Raw genomic sequence first — 19,233 nt, 5'->3', positions numbered from 1 at the left:
CCTGTATCGAAAATTACCAGGTAATCGTCGATACAAGCTTTATATTTTAATGTTTAATAATGGTTATATATATTTAAGAAATTCATGTCTTTTTTCTTTGACTTGAACCACCAATACTTTACTAACACTACTTTTACACTAAATACATATATCAGCAATTTTTCATATCCATTTCATTTTAACACAACAAATCTTATTTTTGTTATATATAAATTTAAGTATAACAAAAACCTAAAATTCACTCTGAAAAACTAACGTATTTTCATAATAATGATCCAAACGTGAGTATAGCATTTTATTCTATTTTACATCTACTATATTAGCGAATTGCAATTTCATCTTGTTATAAAAAGCATCTGTACATACAACAGCGCTATTTGACGGGTCAATATCAACAACGGTCATATAACTAGAGAGCAAATAACCATCCTCATAATATGTAATCATTATTTCCTCTTCTGATACTAATGAACATAAGAGCATGTTCTCAATTCGTTCTTGTTCATCCTGAGTTAATGTAGGTCGTTCTACCTTCGTCTTTTCTTTAATAATTTCACGGATACCAGCGAATTGCTCTGGCATCGCTGCGAATGGAGTCCATTTGACCATTTTTCTTCCTTTTGGCATATTAGCATTGTTCACGATTTGTGGCCCCCTATTAGTGTGTTTCTGTATCTAGCTGTGGCGCTATGCGTGTAGGAAATCCCCCGCAAAATACTGTTCTTCCCAAACCTTGTGCGTATTTCATCCATTACTTTTGTTAGTTTTACTTCTTTTTCTCGTTGCGTGACATTATCGAAAAGAGAAATTTGTTCCTCCCCTTCTTGAATTAGATTCGTTAAAGAGATGCTTATGCTGCGGATAGGTTCTCCAGTATATTGTTCATGTAAAAAGTATGTACAAATCTTATAAATATCCATTGTTAAGTTAGTCGGACGACTTAAAGTATGTGTTTTTCTAATACCACCGTTATAACTCTTGCTATAACCAACAGAAAAATGAACGGTTTGAGCAAGTTTGTTTTGTCTTCTAAGGCGATAACAGACTTCTTCAATGTGTTCCAGTAGGACAATCGGAAACTCTTCTATTGTATAGTCACGCATTAGAATTTGGCTTTTTCCAATTGAAGTTGTAGCAGGGACATATTTCTCTGAAATACGGCTGAAGTCAATGCCGTTACTATGTAAGTGCAATTCCTCACCAATCTTGCCAAAACTCTGCTTTAAATATTTAAGTGGATAATTTGCTAAATCTCCAATTGAGTATATCCCTTTTCGATTCAACTTTTCTTCTGTTTTGTACGAAATACCCCAAAACTTATTAAGTGGCCGTATGCTCCATAATTTAGTTGGGACATCTTCATACTTCCAATGAGCGATTCCTTCTTTGTTCTTCTTTGCTTCAATATCTAAAGCAACCTTGCTCATTAAAGGGTTCGGAGCTATTCCGATGGTACATTCAATGCGTGTATGTTCATATATTTCACGTTTGAATTTCATAGCAAATTCATAGGGATCGTTAGCGAATAAATGAATGCTGTCAGTAACGTCCATCAGAAATTCATCTATGCTATATTGGTGAAAATCCTCATAAGGAACGTATTGCAAAGCTAACTTTGTTATGTAGTTGGAGCATTTAATATAAGTCCCCATAATTGGATTTACAACTAGAATATCTTTGCGACGAGGAATCTCGTAGAGCCTTGCCATCTTCTTTACACCCAACGCTTTTAATGGGGGTGTTGCAGCTAGAACGATTGAACCATTTCTATTCACATCACCTACTACAGCCAATTTGGTATGCATAGGATTTAATCCCATTTTGATGCAGCTTACTGAAGCGTAAAAACTTCGTAAATCAACACATAAGATGATTCTATTTGGTAGGATTGAATAGTCATACACCCTGATTCCCCCTTAAATATAATAAGAACGTAGGTTCGTTTTTTTATTATACACGAACCTACGTTCTTTTATAAAGGGTATTTGAAATAAATTAGAAAAGTTTATTTCAAAACAAGAAATTGCACAACTGATTAATGGATACAACAGGTTTTTAAATAAGCTGTTGTATCGTATGCAACAAAAATAGAAAAAACTCGATCTAAGTTTTTATTAAATAGAATTTTTTATAAAGTTACACGCCATCTTATTTTACATGCCTGAAAAAACACTTGGAAAAGTTCTTCATTATATAAAGGTAAATCCGATAAATTTACTTTATATCCGTTAAATAATGATTGTCCAGCTTTAACAAGTGGTAGTGTTGTTCCAGTAAGCGCGCCAGGATTTACTCCTTTTATATCCTCTTCAGGAGAAATCAATGCACCTAATGGGGAGTATTCTGTCTTAAATAAATTCCAATCAAAACAATTGTGAATTTCAGGATGTGCAGTTATGTAGAAAGCTGCCTCGTATTCAGGATCATCACCAGGTTCAATTTTTTTAGCATCTAATAATTTAATGTAATTCCGTTCGTGTTCTTCGCTTGAAAAATACATTTCTCCATCTCCTTTATAAATAGAAGTAAAACGATATGATTATATTTTTTGTTTTCGCCATGTTATAGCATATCCCTTGTAAAAACTTTGTAAAATTATATGTAAAAAACTGGAATGTTAGTTGTAAATAACATAAAATAAGAAGTAGAGTTACTTATAAATAACAGAAATAGGAGATGAGAGAATGTTATTTACTTTAGATGAAATTATGACACCAAGAGAAGCGTGTGATCGTTTGGGAGTTTCACTTGACAGCTTACATATGAAATTAAATAGATTGAAAAATAGTGATATGTTAAATAGATTAATTAAAGACGGGAAAGCGAAATATTATAAACCCGAAGGGAAGCAAAGGGGAGAATGGATATTTACTGTCGAAGCAATGGAGGAATTGTATCCTGGGAAAATGGTGTCCAATCTTTAACTTGAAAGATATTATAACTGAAAAGGAGAATTTCGCATGAAGAGACATACTTTTAAGGTACGAGAAAACACATATGATGTGTATATGGAAGAGGTGAGCCGTAGCGAATGTTTGATTGCTATACCTAAGTTGAATTGGTCTTATCTGCTTCTATATGATATAAGTCGATTTTAACAGTATGAAACGTAATGTGAAAAAATGATTCAATCGCTAATAAGATATAGAAGAGAAGATTTAGAAAATACAGCTGTGTTTTCACTACCGTTAGTGGTAGATAAAAAAGAGATACTATTAAGAGTTGAAAAAAATTTAAAGTACCGCATATAATTCACTAGATTCTTATTATAGGAGAGCTGCTTATATAATAAAGGAGGTACATGGTACATAATGAAAAATAAGAATAAAAGAAATCGGGAAAGAAAAGGACTCTTTGAATGAATCATGAGTCCTTTTTATCATTTAGAAGTGAAATTTGATTTGAAATGTATTCATTCATTATTGATTGGTGATAGTTAATCCAAGTTTCAATAGTCATATCGGCATCTCTAGCAAACTTTTTCGCATATTTATGTACAGTTTTATTTGTTTCTTTAAATCCATATAGGTTAATACCACCGGTGATTTCACCGATAAAATTAAATTCTTTGTGTTCACCAGGATAATAATTAAAGGCAATTTGATGGATTGTAGTGTCAACTACGTACCCTTCATAGAGAATATAAGAATGAAGTCCGAATGCACCGTTTTGATACATATTTTTAAGTATATGTTGATCGTGGAATTCATGGTGATAATAGCCTTGCATAAAGGATAATTTATTTCTGGATATTTCATTTGATTCTAATAATAAACAGTAAAGTAAAACACTTGCATAAATGCATAAACCACCGTTTTCATTGTGTTTTAAAACTTCTTTCCAGGCTGTATCCTCTTTTTTTAGAAAAGAGGATACTAGGTTATGATCCTCATATAAAGCAGCGTGAGTCAATTTTGTTAGATATAGAATCGGTTTTATAGTCTGTGCTGTGAAAAGATTCCCCGGTGCTCGTTGACTTTGATAGTGAGTGGGTTTTTGTTTTTTGTAATCATAACTTGTAAGCCATCCTTTTTTAAATACGGAAGAAATGTTTTTAACAGCTGTATTATGCGGATCTTGAGACTTGCTTATTTTCAAGGATATATCCATAAGAATCCTCCATTTGAGTTTGTAATTTCACATATCTTAGTTTTAGAGATTAATATTTACATTATATGACGGGTGCAAAATTGTTACCAGAAGTTACTTTGTTGGGAGGTAATCTCCAATCAAAAAAACCATAGAGAAATATATATTTATTTTAAAGGTAACATAGGAATATAATCTATGCATCAGACAAAAAGAAATCCTGTTGGGAATTTTAAGGATGAGTGCCGTGGAGAAAATAACACAATACATCTTCATTTAGTTTTACTAGTTCTTTCCTACTGTATTCCTCTATGTTAGTAGATGATAAGGGGATAAAAATGGTAAACTTAAATAAGTAATTGTATATTTTGAGGGCGGTCGAGTTGCTAGCCTTTCCCTTATTCAAAGAGAAAGGCTGAATTTAGTAGGTAAATTAGAGGGAACTAAATATTTTATTAAATAAAAAGAGGCGAGAAAGGATGGGGAATTAAGATGAATAAAGTTGGTTTGTTGTTAAAAGTAATCGTTACAATAGGTTTTTGGCTATATTTCTTTCCTGTAATACTTAACCCTAATAATGTTCCTTTTAGATTTCTTTTGAATACTTTCCCAGATGATATTGGAGGAACGGTTTTTAATTTCATGATTTTTTCTATTGGATATGTAGTTTATTTTTCCTTCGTAGTATTCATGGCACATAAGATAATTTGGTCTGAAACACCTAAATTAAAGAAAATACCAACAAGTAACAATGAATAAGAAATACATTCAGGTATTTAAATATACTAGTTAATGTGTAGTTTTTAAATATAACTTGGGTATTCGTATTTGTTGAGAATAATTCTGTCTATTTTACCAACATAATTTCACATACCACGTTTAAATTATTAATTAGTGATTGACACAACAATCTTTAGAGTGCTACGTTTTTAATATTAAAGTGATAAGTGGTTTATTAATTAGATGCAACATATATGAGAATAGATGCTGAAATAAGTTTAGAGAATGGAAAACTCTCTTCTGATATTCTGTAAAATTCCATATACGGATAATTTAATTATATAAACCATACATGTAGAGAGGAAGAAAGTAAGATGTTTAAAAAGGTTACATCGGTTGTTGCTTCTGTTTTATGTACTAGTTTTCTATTAACTGCTTGTAGTGGAGAGAAAGAGACTAAAAATACAGCAAAGGCAACTGACAAGAATGAAACAAAACAATCCATTAATTTACCGTATATAGCGGAGATCCCAACAATGGATGTAACAAAGGCAACTGATAGTGAATCAATGAATGTAATGCGTAATGTTTTTGAAGGTCTGTACACACTAGGAGAAGATAATAAATTGATTCCTGGAGTGGCACAATCTTATGACGTAAGTGAGGATAAAAAAACGTACACGTTTCATTTGAGAGAATCGAAATGGTCAAACGGAACGCCTGTAACAGCTGCTGACTTCGCGTTTTCTTGGAAACGTGCTGTGAATCCTGATACAGCAGCAGAATATGCATTTCTATTCTTTGATATAAAGAATGCAAAGAGAATTAATAGTAAAGAGCTACCTGTAGATCAGTTAGGGGTAAAAGCAATAGATGATAAAACATTAGAGGTGCAATTAGAGAAGCCTGTCCCTTATTTTATCGAATTGACAACGTTCGCAACGTTTTTACCCATTAACGAAAAGTATTTTGAATCACAAGCAAAGCAGTATGGCTTAGAAGCAAGCAAATTGGTTTATAACGGAGCGTTTACATTGGATAATTGGAAGCATGAACAAGGTTTTCAGTTGAAAAAGAATCCTAACTATTGGGATTCTAAAACAGTGAAATTAGATGAGATTAACTTTGATATTGTGAAAGATAAATCAACAGAAATAAATCTATATGAATCAGGTCAGCTTGACCGTGTAGGACTAACAGGTGAGTTTGTAGATAAATATAGAAAGAATCCCGACTTCAAGGAACGTTCTGAAGTTACAGTGCAATTCCTACGTATGAATCAAAAGAATGAAGTATTAAAAAATAAAAATGTTCGTTTGGCAATCAGTCAAGCAATGAATAAGAAAGCCTTTGTAGATACAGTTTTGAATAATGGTTCTCTTCCTGCAGACGGTTTTATACCAGTCGATTTTGCTACAAGTTCGGACGGAAAAGACTTCCGAAAGGAAAATGGAAAATTAGTAAAAGATGATGTGAAAGCAGCGAAGGAAAACTGGAAGAAAGCAAAGCAAGAACTTGGGAAAGAACAGGTAACATTAGAATTGCTTACAAGTGATAATGTGTTTGCTAAAAAGAATGCGGAGTACTTAAAAGGTGAATTAGAAAAGAATTTAGAGGGATTAACGGTCAATGTGAAGCCGCAGCCGCGCAAACAACAAATTCAATTGCTACTAAATAGTAATTATGATTTAGGTGTTGATGTATGGGCTCCCGATATTCCTGATCCAATCACATTTTTAGATATATTCGCGACAGATAGTAGCTATAACTTTGATAAGTATTCAAATCAGGCATATGATGAACTAATTCATCAAGTGAAAACAGATTTAGCTGGTAATGAAACTGCTCGTTGGGAGGCAATGAAACAAGCAGAAAAAATATTATTAGAAGATGGAGCGGTCGCACCATTTTATCAATCAGGCAGATCATACTTACAGCGTTCTTCTATTAACGGAATTATAACAAACGACTTTGGTGGAGAATTTAACTATAAGTTTGCTGAAATTAAAAAATAAGTAAAAAAAGGAGTCGAACATCTTCGACTCCTTTTAGTTTGCCATTTGATACACTTATGCATAATTGCATATGCAGTTATACTATTATAACAACTACAAATAACACATTTTTTGATATGCTTATGGTAAAATACCATATACTAACATTAGGTTGGAATAATATAATAAGAGATATTGCAGCATTCTTTTTTAGATTTAGAAGGGGAAATAATATGAACGAAATGCTTAAGAAAGAAGATAAAACTTTGGAACAAACATTGAAGAAATTCTTGGATAGAATTATTGATGAAATTGATTTCCAAAGAAAAAATCAAGAAGATATTGCAAAAATAGTTGGTATTTCTCCTGGAACTCTTTCTAAAAATTTAACTGGAAAAAACCAATTTGGATTTTGGAATTTAATCAAGTTACTGAATATATTATATCCGAGTGATTTTCATAAACAGAGAAAGATGTTACACACTTTCTGTTCTGTCACAACAAGTAAGAAAAACTTGAGGATTGCCATGGAATATGCGAATGCAAAAGGTGACTTATCACTTCTCAAGTTATTAGTAGATCGAGAGAGAAAATCTTCACTCGCAATGAATAGAGAGTGGGCTTATGTATATGAAATGGTATTACTTAGAAGTAACGGGACGATTAAAAAGCAGGAATTGTTATCCAGGCTTGAAGACCATAAGGGGAGTAAGATAATTAAGACAATCGAGATGAAGGTCTTATGTGGTATATTAACTTACTACACTATGTATGATTTAGAAAAATACAATTCTCTGTTCGAGTATGCCGAGATGTTGCTTCCAGATATTAATGCAATTACCGATAGTTTTATTAAGTCATCTTATTTAGGTAGGATTAAAGAAGGATTAGCTTATGCCTATTTAGTACAAGATAACCTTAAAATGTCTAGGAAATTATGTAAGGAAATTTTAGCGATAGATGATCCTAAAAATTGTTTCCACCTTTTAAGAGCATCAGCACTTGCTTATATAGCAGAATCATATACCTTTGATTGTTATGATAGTGCATCTTGGTATATGAAGAAGGCACTAAAGCAGTTAGGACCATGTAATTTTGAAAGGGAAAAACAAAGAAAGCAATCAATTCTTAACACCTATGCTTTTATTAAGTTAGTGAATAAGCAAGAATTGGAGAATATTGATATATATCATTCTGCAGAAAAATCTTTTTTAGAAATTATTAGAGGGAATCACAAGAAAGCAGTTGAAATCCTGAATGATATAGAAAAGAAAAATGGTATGCTCACACCGATGCAATATTGCTATTTAGGGATAGCAAAGAATGATATTTCTTTAATTGAAAAGTCAATTATGCTACTAGAGTGCGCTGGGAATCGCTTCTATTGTAGATTCCCTAAAAAAATAGTGGTAGAATTTAATGGAAATGGTATAATGTACGAAGGTGGTGCTATATGAAGAAAATATTATTTATATTAACAAGTATCGTTTTAGCGGCAGGAATTGTTTACACCGCTGCTGGTAGTAAAGAGCAACCAAACAAATTAGTGAAAAAAGATTCAGAACAATTATTAGCTAGAATGGCTGATCCTGGAAGTGGAATGGGTTGAGCCTTAAATAATTCGAATGCGATTGTCTCAGTAGAGGCAATCGCATTTGTTGTTTTTAGGGATATTTCCTAAATATCGATTTTGAAATTCGTGAAATGTATGTGAAGAATTCACAAACTGAAAACGAGAACCGAATTGAATTGAAATTTTAACTCCTAAAATCGACACATCGAATCGAGAATCTTCCTATTATATATACTTACTAAAATAATGAATTTCCAATATCTATTGTGGCCAAGTTTTGACGTCTTGTACGTTCTCTTAAATAACGTTCCGTCGTCATAATAGACTCATGTCCTAAATAGTCCCTGATTTTTTTTAATTCAATACCCTTTTCCATTAAGTAATTAGCCATGAAGTGCCTACAAGTGTGAGGAGTAATTCTATCCTGTCGATAGCGCAGAAAAGTTAAATTTGTTTCTTCAATTTTTTTTGCCACAAGAGAAGATAGATAGTCTGCTCTATAATTTGATCCATCAGCTTTAGGGAGAAAAGCGGAGGTATTCGATGCATCTAGTTTTGTTGTTTGTTTACGTAAACTTCGAACATGGCATAAAGCATCCAATGTATCTTCAAAGATACGAACTTCCCTACTTTTATTCCCTTTACCAACTACACGAAGTAGATAGGCATTTAAAGATGAATGAAAGACCAAATCTGCCCATTTAGCAGTTGCGATTTCTTCGATTCGTAGTCCTGTTGTAGTTAACAGGAAAAATGCAGTGTAAACAAAATAGTTGGATTTTTTCAGTTCATCTAATATCTGGGTAACTTCTTCTGGATAAAGGTCACGATTGACTAGCTCTTCTTTTTTTACGGATACTTTTTTAAGGCGACTACTAAAGTTGTCTGAGAGTCCGTTATTATCATACACATATTTTAAAAACTGCTGAACTACTGTTTTCTTTTTACGTAATGTAGTGGCAGCATATTTCTTACTTAATTCATAGAAGTAGATTTCCACGTCATTATGGGATAACTCCTGGATGGTTCCGATTGCTTCTTTTATGTAGCGAAGAAAATGAGAAAGATCGTGCAGATACTGTTGTTTTGTTCGCTCACTTCTTTTTTTCGTTAAAGAAGGCTCATCGTGTAAAAATAAATAAACTAATGATTCTTCACTTAATTGGGAGTAGTCAATATTACGGATACCCAAACCCATAATTTTTTCAAAATGACTGCTATCAAAAAAATCTGATTTTGATTTTACAATTTGGTTATTATGTTCGTAATTTATAATATTCAAATTTAAACACAACCTTTTATAGAATTAAATATTAAACAAATATTTTTATATAAAATTTTATAATTCTAATTATACCACAATAAATACATAATTTATTGTGGTATAAAATGAAATGTTTAAATATATATTTTTGGCTTATTATTTAACGTTTCTATTTAGGTAATGTATAATGGAAATGTTTAATTGATTTTTTTGTACATTTCAATCCAAATGCGGTAGGAGGAGATTTTTTTGACTAGTCTTCGTCTGAAAATTTTACAAGAAATCCATAACTTAGAAGATACCCATTGTTCAATTTGCCCTCTGAACAACCTATCAGTGAATTGTACAGATGAGCAAGAACAGGCAAAACAGAGAAACTACAAACATTGTAAAGGTTGTCCCATTTTCGATTCCATCCGAGAGAAAGGAGAGCAATTGAATTCTTTATCGAAAAAGAGTACATTTAATAAGGTACGGGAACGTTATATGGAAAATCCTTTTAAGTATCTTCAGTATAAAGAGTACTCAATCACAGATGTAGTAAAAGAAACCGGTTTAACAAAGTATCAACTAAGAAAATTTAAACAACAGCTAGAATGAAAGTTTCGGATGAGGTGAGAAATGGACTATTTATCTTTAGAAGAGGTATGCGATAGGGTAGGTTTAACAAAAAATCAATTAGGCTATTTAATTAAGTATAAACACATCGAACCTATCAATATGGCCACTTGGAAAGCAGATGGCGGATATCGCTTTGAGCAAGGAGATGTAGAAAAGTTAGAGGAATTATACAAAGACTCTTTAACATTAAAAGAAGCAGCTGAATTTCTAAGTAAGTCTAAGACTTACGTTCATAATGCAGCTAAAGATGGGATATTGCCCTTTAAAGAGATTGCTAAAGGGAAATCAACTGAACGATTGTACTTAAAAAAGGATTTGGAAATTTTCAAAGAAAGAATTGAAAACAGATCAAAAGAAGAATCGAAAGAGAAAAAGCAGCATTTAAGTCTCTATCTTGATGAAAAGGTAGTAGAAGCAATAAAGAAAAAGGCTGCAAAGAAAGGGTATAATGGCTACAAGAAGTTTGCTGAAGACATTTTATCTGCAGAAGTAAAAGAAGACATAGAAGAATAGAAATCCCAGAGAGAATAGATCCCTGAAAAATGAAAAAACATTAAAAGGGTTCTATTTTCATTTTTAAGAAACTTTCTCTCTTCCGAGTGCAATTACATTACCCTAAACACAAAAAACGATTACAGACGATTTTGAGAGGTCACTTTTCGGGTGCATTCCTAAAAAAATCACTGTAATTTCAAGAAAAGGGTTAATATATATAAGTTAGAAAATAAAGGAAAATAAAGCGGATAATTACAAGGGCGTTTTATTTGAAATTATATTCTCAAAAAATAGCATATGAAACTAAGGTCAATTATGAAAAATCCAAGAAATACAGTATACATATTCAGATTATAGTAAACTAAATTCTTATAAAACTCCTTAACTAAAAGATTATATACAGACTAAAATTGGACAGATTTTCTATTTTAGATTGTTGAAGTATGGTAAAATAGAAGTATAACTGTATATCGTGTGAAGGTGGGCTTGTTATTATCCCTTCTTTCCATTTGGAAGGAAAGGGGGTGATATAACATGGAATTTTTGTTCGAACTTTTAAAAGAAATTGCAAGAGCAGTTGTGCGTGAGGTTTCAGCATACGCACTGAAAAAGCAATTCGAAAAAAAAGACAACAAAAAACCCGCGCTTCACCGACCAAAGTACAAGCGTGGGTCTAAAAGAAAAAGATAATGCATAATAACAGCCACCTTGACAGTAGCAGTTATGAGACGGGATGTTGACAGCATCTCGTCTTTTTTAGTTTATGCAATTCAGTTAAGTACTATACTTTATATATACTGAATATGCATTCAATATATAACTAATCTAAAGTAAACATACCATATTTTCATTTTTTGGTCAACGTTTGGAAATATGAGGGACTAAATTAAGTGGTTTATACTGTGATTCCTAATTTAAGTGATATAAAAAATAAAAGTAGTTTTATAGGGAAGGGTTTGCTTATTTTGAAAACAAGCAAACCCATTTAATAGTTAGTCTTTAATATATTTTACGGCAATGGTTTTATCTATATCTTTGTGCAAATTGCTCGGTATAAGAATCAACTAATTTTGTACGTCCAGAATCAGAATAAACTTTAATGTTGTATTTAATATAAACATTGTATGCATCTTGATCCTGCCATTTTTGTACAGTCCACCAATAGTTTTTACTTTTAGGAAGAGATAGTCCACCTATTACATACCCAGCTACACCAGAAGCAAACGTATTTCCGATTTTCGCTATAACCCCAGCACCTAAACCTGCTATAGCTGCGTTAACCATAAAACGATATGAGGCATTATAAAATACATTGTTTCCATAAGTTGTCGTTACATATTTCCAGTTGAATGTACCAGCTGTGGGGTGAACATATTGAATTTGATCCGAATCTTTAGGTGTTATTGGATTAAAGGGAGCTTGTCCATTTAGGAATAAAGAGTCTAAATCTTGTTGAGGTAATGAACTAATATCAATTGCTCTATTTTCTTTTGATACATCCTGGTTGTAAGAAACTGCAGGTGAATTTCCTTCCTTGTTCTCTGCTGCTTGCGTTGTTGAACTAAATGCAAACCCTGAGCTTAGTAATAAAACCAATGAACTTCCTGCTAATAATGTTTTTTTCATAATAATCCCCTTTCATTTGTATAAGAAATTTAATACAATATATTATACAGTCATTCTCTGAAAAGTAATTATTTTCTAAAAATAGGAGGTAGGAGTCAATATGTTTGGTAAGATTACTTCAAAAAATGAACGTATTTACGTAATTATTGTAGTTGCACTGTCTATAGGGTTGTTTAGCATATCTCGTACAGTTTGGTGGTTGTATGGAATGGCGTTTTTATTGTTTTTATCCGCTTTTATATTTAGAGACAGACCTACAAAAAAGGAAGTAATGATAAATCTTGTTGGCTTTGTAGCATTATGTTTTATTTTTTGGATAGGAGAATACATCATAAATTTGTAAAATACTAACAATAATTCTTATTAAATACGATTATAACAAATTATTAGATAAATGGAATATTTTACTAACAATTTTAATATAGTGCTAGTTAGGAAAAATCGGTTATTTAAGGGGTTTATGCCGTTATTTTTATTTAGGGGTCCTACCACATGCCCATCAACTTAAGAATTTTCACTACCCCCAAGTGACAAAAAACGTTATTCTTTCTAAAAAGCTAGCTAGAAAGGGTGACATTTTTTATGAATCTTTCGATTCAAGATGAATTACAACTATTTTCTGAAGAACTGTATCGTCATTTAACCCCTTCTCTTTTGGAAGAACTCGCAAAAGAATTAGGTTTTGTAAAAAGAAAACGAAAGTTTTCTGGAAATGAATTAGCTACCATATGTATTTGGGTAAGTCAACGTACAGCGAGTGACTCGCTTGTTCGACTATGCAGTCAATTACATGCGGCCACAGGCACTCTTATGAGTCCAGAAGGACTCAATAAACGCTTTGATAAAAAAGCGGTTGAATTTTTGAAATATATTTTTTCGGCATTATGGAAAAGTAAAATCTGTGAAACATCGGCCATTTCAAGCGCGGCGCTCACGTATTTTCAACGAATTCGTATTTTAGATGCGACGATTTTCCAAGTACCAAAACATTTAGCCCATGTATATCCTGGATCAGGTGGTTGTGCACAAACAGCGGGTATCAAGATTCAATTAGAATATGACTTACATAGCGGACAGTTTCTAAACTTTCAGATAGGTCCAGGAAAAAATAATGATAAGACCTTTGGAACAGAATGCTTAGACACATTACGTCCAAGCGATTTATGTATCCGTGATTTAGGTTATTTTTCATTAGAAGACTTAGATCAAATGGATCAACGAGGTGCTTATTATATATCCAGATTAAAATTAAACCATACCGTGTATGTAAAAAATCCGTTTCCAGAATACTTTCGAAACGGAACCGTAAAAAAGCAATCACAGTATATCCAAGTTGATTTAGAACATATTATGAACAATTTAAAACCCGGTCAAACATACGAAATAAAAGAAGCTTACATTGGAAAGAATCAAAAACTATTCACACGTGTAATTATCTATCGTTTAACAGACAAACAGATACAGGAACGTAGAAAAAAACAAAGTTACACTGAAAGTAAAAAGGGTATTACATTTTCAGAAAAGAGTAAACGATTAACGGGTATCAACATATATGTCTCAAATACGCCTGAAGGAGTTGTTCCGATGGAACAAATACATGACTTTTACTCCCTTCGCTGGCAAATAGAAATTATTTTTAAAACGTGGAAATCCTTATTTCAAATTCATCATTGGCAAACTATCAAAAAAGAGCGATTAGAATGTCATGTGTATGGAAGACTTATTGCCATCTTTATCTGTTCTTCTACGATGTTTAAGATGCGTAAACTTCTTTTGCAAAAGAACAAAAGAGAATTAAGTGAATATAAAGCCATTGGGATGATTCAAGATCATGTATCGCTGTTATATCAAGCGATACAGAGAAACACCCAAAATCTAACAAAGATTTTAATCCGTTTGTTCGACCTCCTACAGAAGAATGGACGGAAATCTCATCGATATGAGAAGAAAACTATCTTTGATATTATGGGTGTTGTCTATGAGTATAATGGGTTTGGAAAACAAAAGAAAGCTGCATAATTTTTAAAATGAAACTCGTTAGAGTTTATTTGGTGTGTGTACTTTTCAATACCAAAAGTACATTACGTGTTTTTTAGTTTGTTTGAACGAAAGTTCATTTTGTTTTCGTTCTTAAGTTGATGGGCATGGGGTCCTACCAACAAAACGCGGAAAACATACGCTAAGCAAATTTCGACATAAAGAAAGCCGATTTTTCCTACGCTAAGGAATCATCGGCTTTTAGTATTATTGAATAAGAGGGCGTAGTGAATGTAGACTTGCTACTTTACTTGCATCAAAGTTGTATTCACCAAGAAAATTAATGTGTTCCCATCCTAACGGAGAAACATGTTTAAGTAAATCTTCTCTCAAATTCCCCTTTTCCTTCAATAATTTTGTTGCTTCTGTAAGATAAACGGTATTCCATACGCTAATAGCATTTATTAGAATATTTAAAGCACTTGCACGTTGTAGTTGGTCTTGTATTCCTCGTTCTCGTAACTCACCTCGTTTTCCAAAGAATAAGGCTCTTGCTAACCCATTCATGGCTTCCCCTTTATTTAGTCCTCGCTGAATTCGACGGCGTAGTGTTTCGTTAGATATGTAATCCAAAATAAAAATGGTCTTTTCGATTCTCCCCATTTCTCGCAAAGTAGTTGCAAGTTTATTTTGTCTCGCATATGACCCTAATTTCCCCATAATAAGTGAACCAGACACTTTTCCTTCTCGAATAGAATGAGCTACGCGCAATACGTCATCAAAATTCTCTTGAATAATTTTAGTATTAATACGACCACGGAGTATATTTTCTAGTTTTGGGAATTCATTAGGCATTTGGATGGTGAATAGCTTAGAGTCAGCTAAATCACGTAGCCTTGGTGCAAAGCGAAATCCTAGTAAATGACTCAATCCAAATACTGAGTCGGCGTAGCCAGCTGTATCTGTAAAATGCTCTTCAATATTTAAATCTGTCTCATGATGAAGTAATCCATCGATAACGTGTACAGCATCACGAGCATTGGTATTAATGACTTTCGTATAAAAGCTTGAAAATTGATCACTAGTAAATCGATAAATGGTTGCCCCTTTTCCAGACCCGTAGTGTGGATTGGCATCGGCATGTAACGATGAAACACCAACCTGTACGCGCATTCCATCAGAGGAAGAGGTACTTCCATCTCCCCAATAGGAAGCTAGTTTAAGCTTATGTTGAAAATTTACTAATGTCGCTTGTGCACGACTTATAGCATCATCGAATAAACGCCATTGCGCTGCATTAGCCATTTGATGATAGGTAACTCCTGGTGTCGCTTCTGCCATTTTAGTAAGACCTATGTTAGTTCCCATCGCCATGAGAGCAGCCATGAGAACTACTTTTTCCTCTCCCTTTGGTGGGCGATTGGTTGAGGCATGTATCAACATTTCATCAAATCCTGTCCAGTGTGCTACCTCCATTAAAAGATCAGTGAGCTTTATTCTTGGCAACATATTATATAAAGACAGGCTAAAAGCTCTCGCTTCTTCGGGTGTATTCTTCTCCAAACGGTCCACTCGGATCTTAGCCTTTTCGATATTTACTCCTTCTAGAGAATCAAGATTATTTGAAACCCATGTAAGGCGTTGAGCTAGTGACTTTCTTCTTTCCTCAATATATTCATCTGCCGATGAACGAACGGCTAGTTTAGTTTCCGTAAGACGAGTTGTTGTCCAATCTTTTTTAGGAACAAGATACTCTTCAAAATCTTTATGAAGTCTACTACCGACTACGGATATGTCGCCTGAACGAATATGATTTTTCAACTCTGTTAGTGCAGCCATCTCATAATAGTGCCGGTTAATTATTCCATCATCACCATAAACATGCTTCTTCCAACGTTTAGGAATAAAATCTACCGGGGCATCATTTGGAATTTTTCTTTTACCAGATTCATTTATTTCATTTAGCGTTTTTAGGGCTTGCAATAATGGCTCTGTACCTTGTGTAGAACGAAATTCAAGAGATTTAAGAAAAGTAGGAGTATATTTTCTTAGATAAGAAAACCGATTTTCTAACAAATCTAGATAATCGTAATCCATCGGTCGGGCTAATTTTTGGGCTTCTTCAACGGAAGAAACAATTTTATCCCACGGCATAATCATTTCAATAGCATTAAATGGATCAAGCCCTTCATTTCGTGCTTGAATAAGTGCAGCACCAATATCTGCAAAATGCACGACTTTTTCATTCACTGCTTTTCCATTTTCTTTTTGCATTTCCTCTTGTGTTTTACGACCCTTTGATTGTAAAATCATCATTTGTCTATCATGAATTTCAATTGCTTGGTCAATTAGATCTTGGCTTAGTGTTACTAGATAGGCAACAAGAATTGCATATTTCTTCATTTCTTTAAATCTTCGAAATGAGTGTGGTTCATACCGTGCTCCAATACGAGATAATTGAAGTAACCGATTGGGATGGATTTGTTCTGTATTTATTTCTAATTTTAATTCTCGAATATATTCTAAGCGCTTTATGACTTTTAAAAAGGCTTCAGGTGAAGATTGGCCGGGAAGCTCCCTCAGCCATGCTAAAGGGGTTTTTCTATTGTCTACAAATGGATCTATAAGTTTATCTAACTTTTGTTTTTGCCATTTGGAAAGAGTACAAGTTAATGATTTAAAAATCCTTTCCTCTGCTCGTTGACGAGTTTCCCAAACAAGCCTTTCTATAGTAGTCATGCCAGGGAGAATAATTTTCTGATTACGTAGTTCTTCTTGTGCTGTACGAAGAAGATACATTGAATTTCCATTTTGAAGGGCATGATTCAAAAGAAACTGAGCTGCCTTGCGATAGTTCCCTAAGGAAAAATTTTGATAACCATAAACTTGACGGATTTCTTCCATATGCTCATGTTTAGTTGGCTCTCGTTGGGCATATAAAGAAAATGAATTAGGATTAACATCTATTTGGCTAGCTATGTATTCGATTATGTAATCTGGAATAGGTCCAACATCTGAAAGGGACCATCCAGGATAGCGTAGAACACATAATTGAACAGCAAAGCCTAATCGATTATGATCTCTTCTGTGTCGTTTAATAATTTCAAGGTCATATTGTGAAAAAGTATAATAAGTTTCTAGTTCACTTTCGCTCATATCAGCTGGAATTCGTACAAATTCCGTTCTTTGATCTTCTGTTAGTAATTCTTTCCCTCTCATGCTACAACTCCTTGCCAGATATCTTTTTCTTATCTAGATAACGGTATAAGGTTGTTGCTCCAATCCCTGTTGCCGTCTTAATTTGAGATAAAGAGTAATCTTTGCTTTCATACATTTTTATAGCAAGTTCTATTTTCTTTAAATCAACTTTCGGTCTTCCTCCGTTTCTTCCCCTAGCTCTAGCAGCCGTCAATCCATCTTTCGTTCGTTCACTGATAATATCACGTTCTAATTCTGCTATGCTGGCCAACATTCTGAAAAAGAAACGTCCCATAGCAGTTGTTGTGTCAATCTTGTCTTGAATGGAGACAAAATGAATTCCCTTTGCTTCAAAATGTTCCATAAGCTCAATTAAATGTTTGGTACTACGACTGATACGATCTAATTTATAGACAACCACCGTGTCGCCTTTACGTAAAACTTTAAGAAGGTCATCTAACTGTGGTCGGTTTTTTTTCTTACCTGATTCTTTTTCTTCAAAAGTCTGGTCCACTCCGTAGTGAGCCAATGCATCAAGTTGTAACGATAATGACTGATCTTGTGTACTGACACGTGCATATCCAAATTTCAACAAGAATCCCCCCTTATTAATGCCTTAACTATACCAAAAAGGGGGTAGAGATAGATATATTGGTCTTTTGATTTTGGTTATATTTTTGGTTATGTATTTAAGTAGTTTTTAAGGTTTTTAGAGAAGTTCTCTATTCATAACCAAAAACGGTCGTTTATGGTGATTTGTCCATGAACTAATGAATTAAATGGCTTTTTTAATTTTGTTCAATAATCGGGCCAGATTGTGGAACAACACTTTTAAAGAAAATTGGATATCTATGTTAAATTTCAGAATAGATGGTAAGGTTATACTTAACTAATGGGATAGTTTAGTTTTAGAAGATAAAATAATAAATCATACTTGACCCTGTACTATGGTACAGGGTTTATTCTGTACTAGGAAGAAAAATTCCTGTAAATAATTGCAGATCAAATAGAGGAGGCAGCAACATGAATCAAAATCATTTGAATACTTCGTTAAAGGACAAGGTGTTACAATCACTTGGTTTGCCAGAAGAAGGATTTGAGGGAAAAATCCGTTTATTGTCTCCTTCAGAAAATAGTATCCGTTTAGACATTCTTCTTTTCATGGCTGAGGGAAAAATCGTCAACATCAATGATTTAACTGCAACAGAGGAACAAATTGATGTCCAATCTGCTCTTCAACGTTTAAGGGAATTGGATTTAATTCACTGGGACCAAAACTCTGGGGATGTGAACGTGGCGTATCCTTTTTCAGGAGTTCCGACTCCACACCGTGTTACATTGGCTGGAATGTTGCCAGCTTATTCCATGTGTGCGATTGATGCCCTTGGCATTCCATCGATGTTTACAGATGCCGTTATTGAATCGGAATGTGCATTTTGCGGTGAAAAGATTACCATCGATGTGAAAAACAACATGCCCGTTGCCAATCCTGATACCGTGGTTGTAGGCTTGGGAACAACGGATGCTGCCGATACCAACGCATGCTGCGATTCTTCTTGCGAATCGAATGAGCCAACGTCCATTTCTACCAGCTGTTGCCCAGCCATTCAATTTTATTGTTCTGAGGAACATTGGCAAAAAGCGAAAGAAAAGAATCCAACAACGGCGAAGGTCAA

20 protein-coding genes are annotated in these 19,233 nt (G+C 33.6%); 12 read left to right on the top strand and 8 right to left on the bottom strand.

What is annotated here, in order from left to right:
- Positions 1-300: 300 nt before the first annotated feature.
- The 3 genes from KVT31_RS28730 to KVT31_RS28720 all read right to left on the bottom strand — a co-directional run bounded on the left by KVT31_RS28730 (position 301) and on the right by KVT31_RS28720 (position 2,500).
- Complete coding sequence (locus KVT31_RS28730; protein ID WP_001057823.1) at positions 301-642, bottom strand: YolD-like family protein; 342 nt, start codon at positions 640-642, stop codon at positions 301-303.
- The gene (locus tag KVT31_RS28725) at positions 639-1,904 is read right to left on the bottom strand and encodes a Y-family DNA polymerase (RefSeq protein WP_000272590.1); all 1,266 of its coding nucleotides are present in this window, start codon (positions 1,902-1,904) and stop codon (positions 639-641) included. The genes KVT31_RS28730 and KVT31_RS28725 overlap by 4 nt, the downstream gene beginning before the upstream one ends.
- Before the next feature lie 224 nt (positions 1,905-2,128).
- Positions 2,129-2,500: a hypothetical protein gene (locus KVT31_RS28720; protein ID WP_000273950.1), complete on the bottom strand. Its 372-nt coding sequence runs from the start codon at positions 2,498-2,500 to the stop codon at positions 2,129-2,131.
- Between the two features lie 184 nt (positions 2,501-2,684).
- On the opposite strand from KVT31_RS28720, the gene KVT31_RS28715 reads away from it, so the two are divergent.
- Positions 2,685-2,924, top strand: coding sequence for a helix-turn-helix domain-containing protein (locus KVT31_RS28715; RefSeq protein ID WP_000899536.1), 240 nt, complete (start codon positions 2,685-2,687; stop codon positions 2,922-2,924).
- A gap of 36 nt (positions 2,925-2,960) precedes the next feature.
- Positions 2,961-3,098, top strand: a complete 138-nt coding sequence (locus tag KVT31_RS31080; protein ID WP_154698455.1) for a YueH family protein — start codon at positions 2,961-2,963, stop codon at positions 3,096-3,098.
- A gap of 265 nt (positions 3,099-3,363) precedes the next feature.
- Here the strand turns inward: KVT31_RS31080 and KVT31_RS28705 are convergent, their stop codons facing one another.
- On the bottom strand, positions 3,364-4,110 hold the full coding sequence (locus tag KVT31_RS28705) for a hypothetical protein (RefSeq protein ID WP_000355316.1): 747 nt from the start codon (positions 4,108-4,110) through the stop codon (positions 3,364-3,366).
- Between the two features lie 471 nt (positions 4,111-4,581).
- Here KVT31_RS28705 and KVT31_RS28700 point away from each other — a divergent pair, with 471 nt between their 5' ends.
- The 4 genes from KVT31_RS28700 to KVT31_RS28685 all read left to right on the top strand — a co-directional run bounded on the left by KVT31_RS28700 (position 4,582) and on the right by KVT31_RS28685 (position 8,412).
- Positions 4,582-4,848, top strand: a complete 267-nt coding sequence (locus KVT31_RS28700; RefSeq protein ID WP_001045035.1) for a hypothetical protein — start codon at positions 4,582-4,584, stop codon at positions 4,846-4,848.
- 335 nt (positions 4,849-5,183) lie between these two features.
- Entirely contained in the window at positions 5,184-6,824 is a 1,641-nt protein-coding gene (locus tag KVT31_RS28695; RefSeq protein WP_000475303.1) for a peptide ABC transporter substrate-binding protein, read from the top strand.
- Between the two features lie 212 nt (positions 6,825-7,036).
- Entirely contained in the window at positions 7,037-8,260 is a 1,224-nt protein-coding gene (locus tag KVT31_RS28690) for an AimR family lysis-lysogeny pheromone receptor (RefSeq protein WP_001004561.1), read from the top strand.
- Complete coding sequence (locus tag KVT31_RS28685) at positions 8,257-8,412, top strand: hypothetical protein (RefSeq protein WP_000721800.1); 156 nt, start codon at positions 8,257-8,259, stop codon at positions 8,410-8,412. The genes KVT31_RS28690 and KVT31_RS28685 overlap by 4 nt, the downstream gene beginning before the upstream one ends.
- Before the next feature lie 202 nt (positions 8,413-8,614).
- On the opposite strand, the gene KVT31_RS28680 is transcribed toward KVT31_RS28685, so the two are convergent.
- Positions 8,615-9,658, bottom strand: a complete 1,044-nt coding sequence (locus KVT31_RS28680) for a tyrosine-type recombinase/integrase (RefSeq protein WP_001021532.1) — start codon at positions 9,656-9,658, stop codon at positions 8,615-8,617.
- 231 nt (positions 9,659-9,889) lie between these two features.
- On the opposite strand from KVT31_RS28680, the gene KVT31_RS28675 reads away from it, so the two are divergent.
- From KVT31_RS28675 to KVT31_RS28665, 3 genes are all read left to right on the top strand, one after another.
- Entirely contained in the window at positions 9,890-10,240 is a 351-nt protein-coding gene (locus KVT31_RS28675) for a zinc-finger domain-containing protein (protein WP_000202840.1), read from the top strand.
- A gap of 21 nt (positions 10,241-10,261) precedes the next feature.
- A complete protein-coding gene (locus KVT31_RS28670) occupies positions 10,262-10,774 on the top strand; it encodes a helix-turn-helix domain-containing protein (protein WP_000385108.1) in 513 nt (170 codons plus the stop codon).
- A gap of 516 nt (positions 10,775-11,290) precedes the next feature.
- Positions 11,291-11,446, top strand: coding sequence for a hypothetical protein (locus KVT31_RS28665; RefSeq protein ID WP_000394773.1), 156 nt, complete (start codon positions 11,291-11,293; stop codon positions 11,444-11,446).
- Positions 11,447-11,779: 333 nt separating this feature from the next.
- On the opposite strand, the gene KVT31_RS28660 is transcribed toward KVT31_RS28665, so the two are convergent.
- The gene (locus tag KVT31_RS28660) at positions 11,780-12,382 is read right to left on the bottom strand and encodes a hypothetical protein (protein WP_000751948.1); all 603 of its coding nucleotides are present in this window, start codon (positions 12,380-12,382) and stop codon (positions 11,780-11,782) included.
- A gap of 100 nt (positions 12,383-12,482) precedes the next feature.
- Between KVT31_RS28660 and KVT31_RS28655 the strand changes: the two genes are divergently transcribed.
- Both KVT31_RS28655 and KVT31_RS28650 read left to right on the top strand, forming a co-directional pair.
- The gene (locus KVT31_RS28655; RefSeq protein ID WP_000467112.1) at positions 12,483-12,725 is read left to right on the top strand and encodes a hypothetical protein; all 243 of its coding nucleotides are present in this window, start codon (positions 12,483-12,485) and stop codon (positions 12,723-12,725) included.
- A gap of 239 nt (positions 12,726-12,964) precedes the next feature.
- Entirely contained in the window at positions 12,965-14,401 is a 1,437-nt protein-coding gene (locus KVT31_RS28650; protein ID WP_001053964.1) for an IS4 family transposase, read from the top strand.
- A 225-nt stretch (positions 14,402-14,626) separates the two neighbouring features.
- Here KVT31_RS28650 and KVT31_RS28645 read toward each other — a convergent pair whose 3' ends face one another.
- Positions 14,627-17,578, bottom strand: coding sequence for a Tn3 family transposase (locus KVT31_RS28645; RefSeq protein WP_046199625.1), 2,952 nt, complete (start codon positions 17,576-17,578; stop codon positions 14,627-14,629).
- Between the two features lies 1 nt (position 17,579).
- Positions 17,580-18,149: a recombinase family protein gene (locus KVT31_RS28640; protein WP_000668443.1), complete on the bottom strand. Its 570-nt coding sequence runs from the start codon at positions 18,147-18,149 to the stop codon at positions 17,580-17,582.
- 431 nt (positions 18,150-18,580) lie between these two features.
- On the opposite strand from KVT31_RS28640, the gene merB reads away from it, so the two are divergent.
- Positions 18,581-19,233 (top strand): organomercurial lyase (merB, locus tag KVT31_RS28635; protein ID WP_217613680.1); only part of this gene is annotated, 653 nt, incomplete at its 3' end.

It is taken from the genome of Bacillus sp. GbtcB14 (genome assembly GCF_019091205.1).
In the GTDB taxonomy this organism is placed as follows: Bacteria; Bacillota; Bacilli; order Bacillales; family Bacillaceae_G; genus Bacillus_A; species Bacillus_A cereus_AG.
This window is presented reverse-complemented; position numbering and strand designations above follow the sequence as displayed.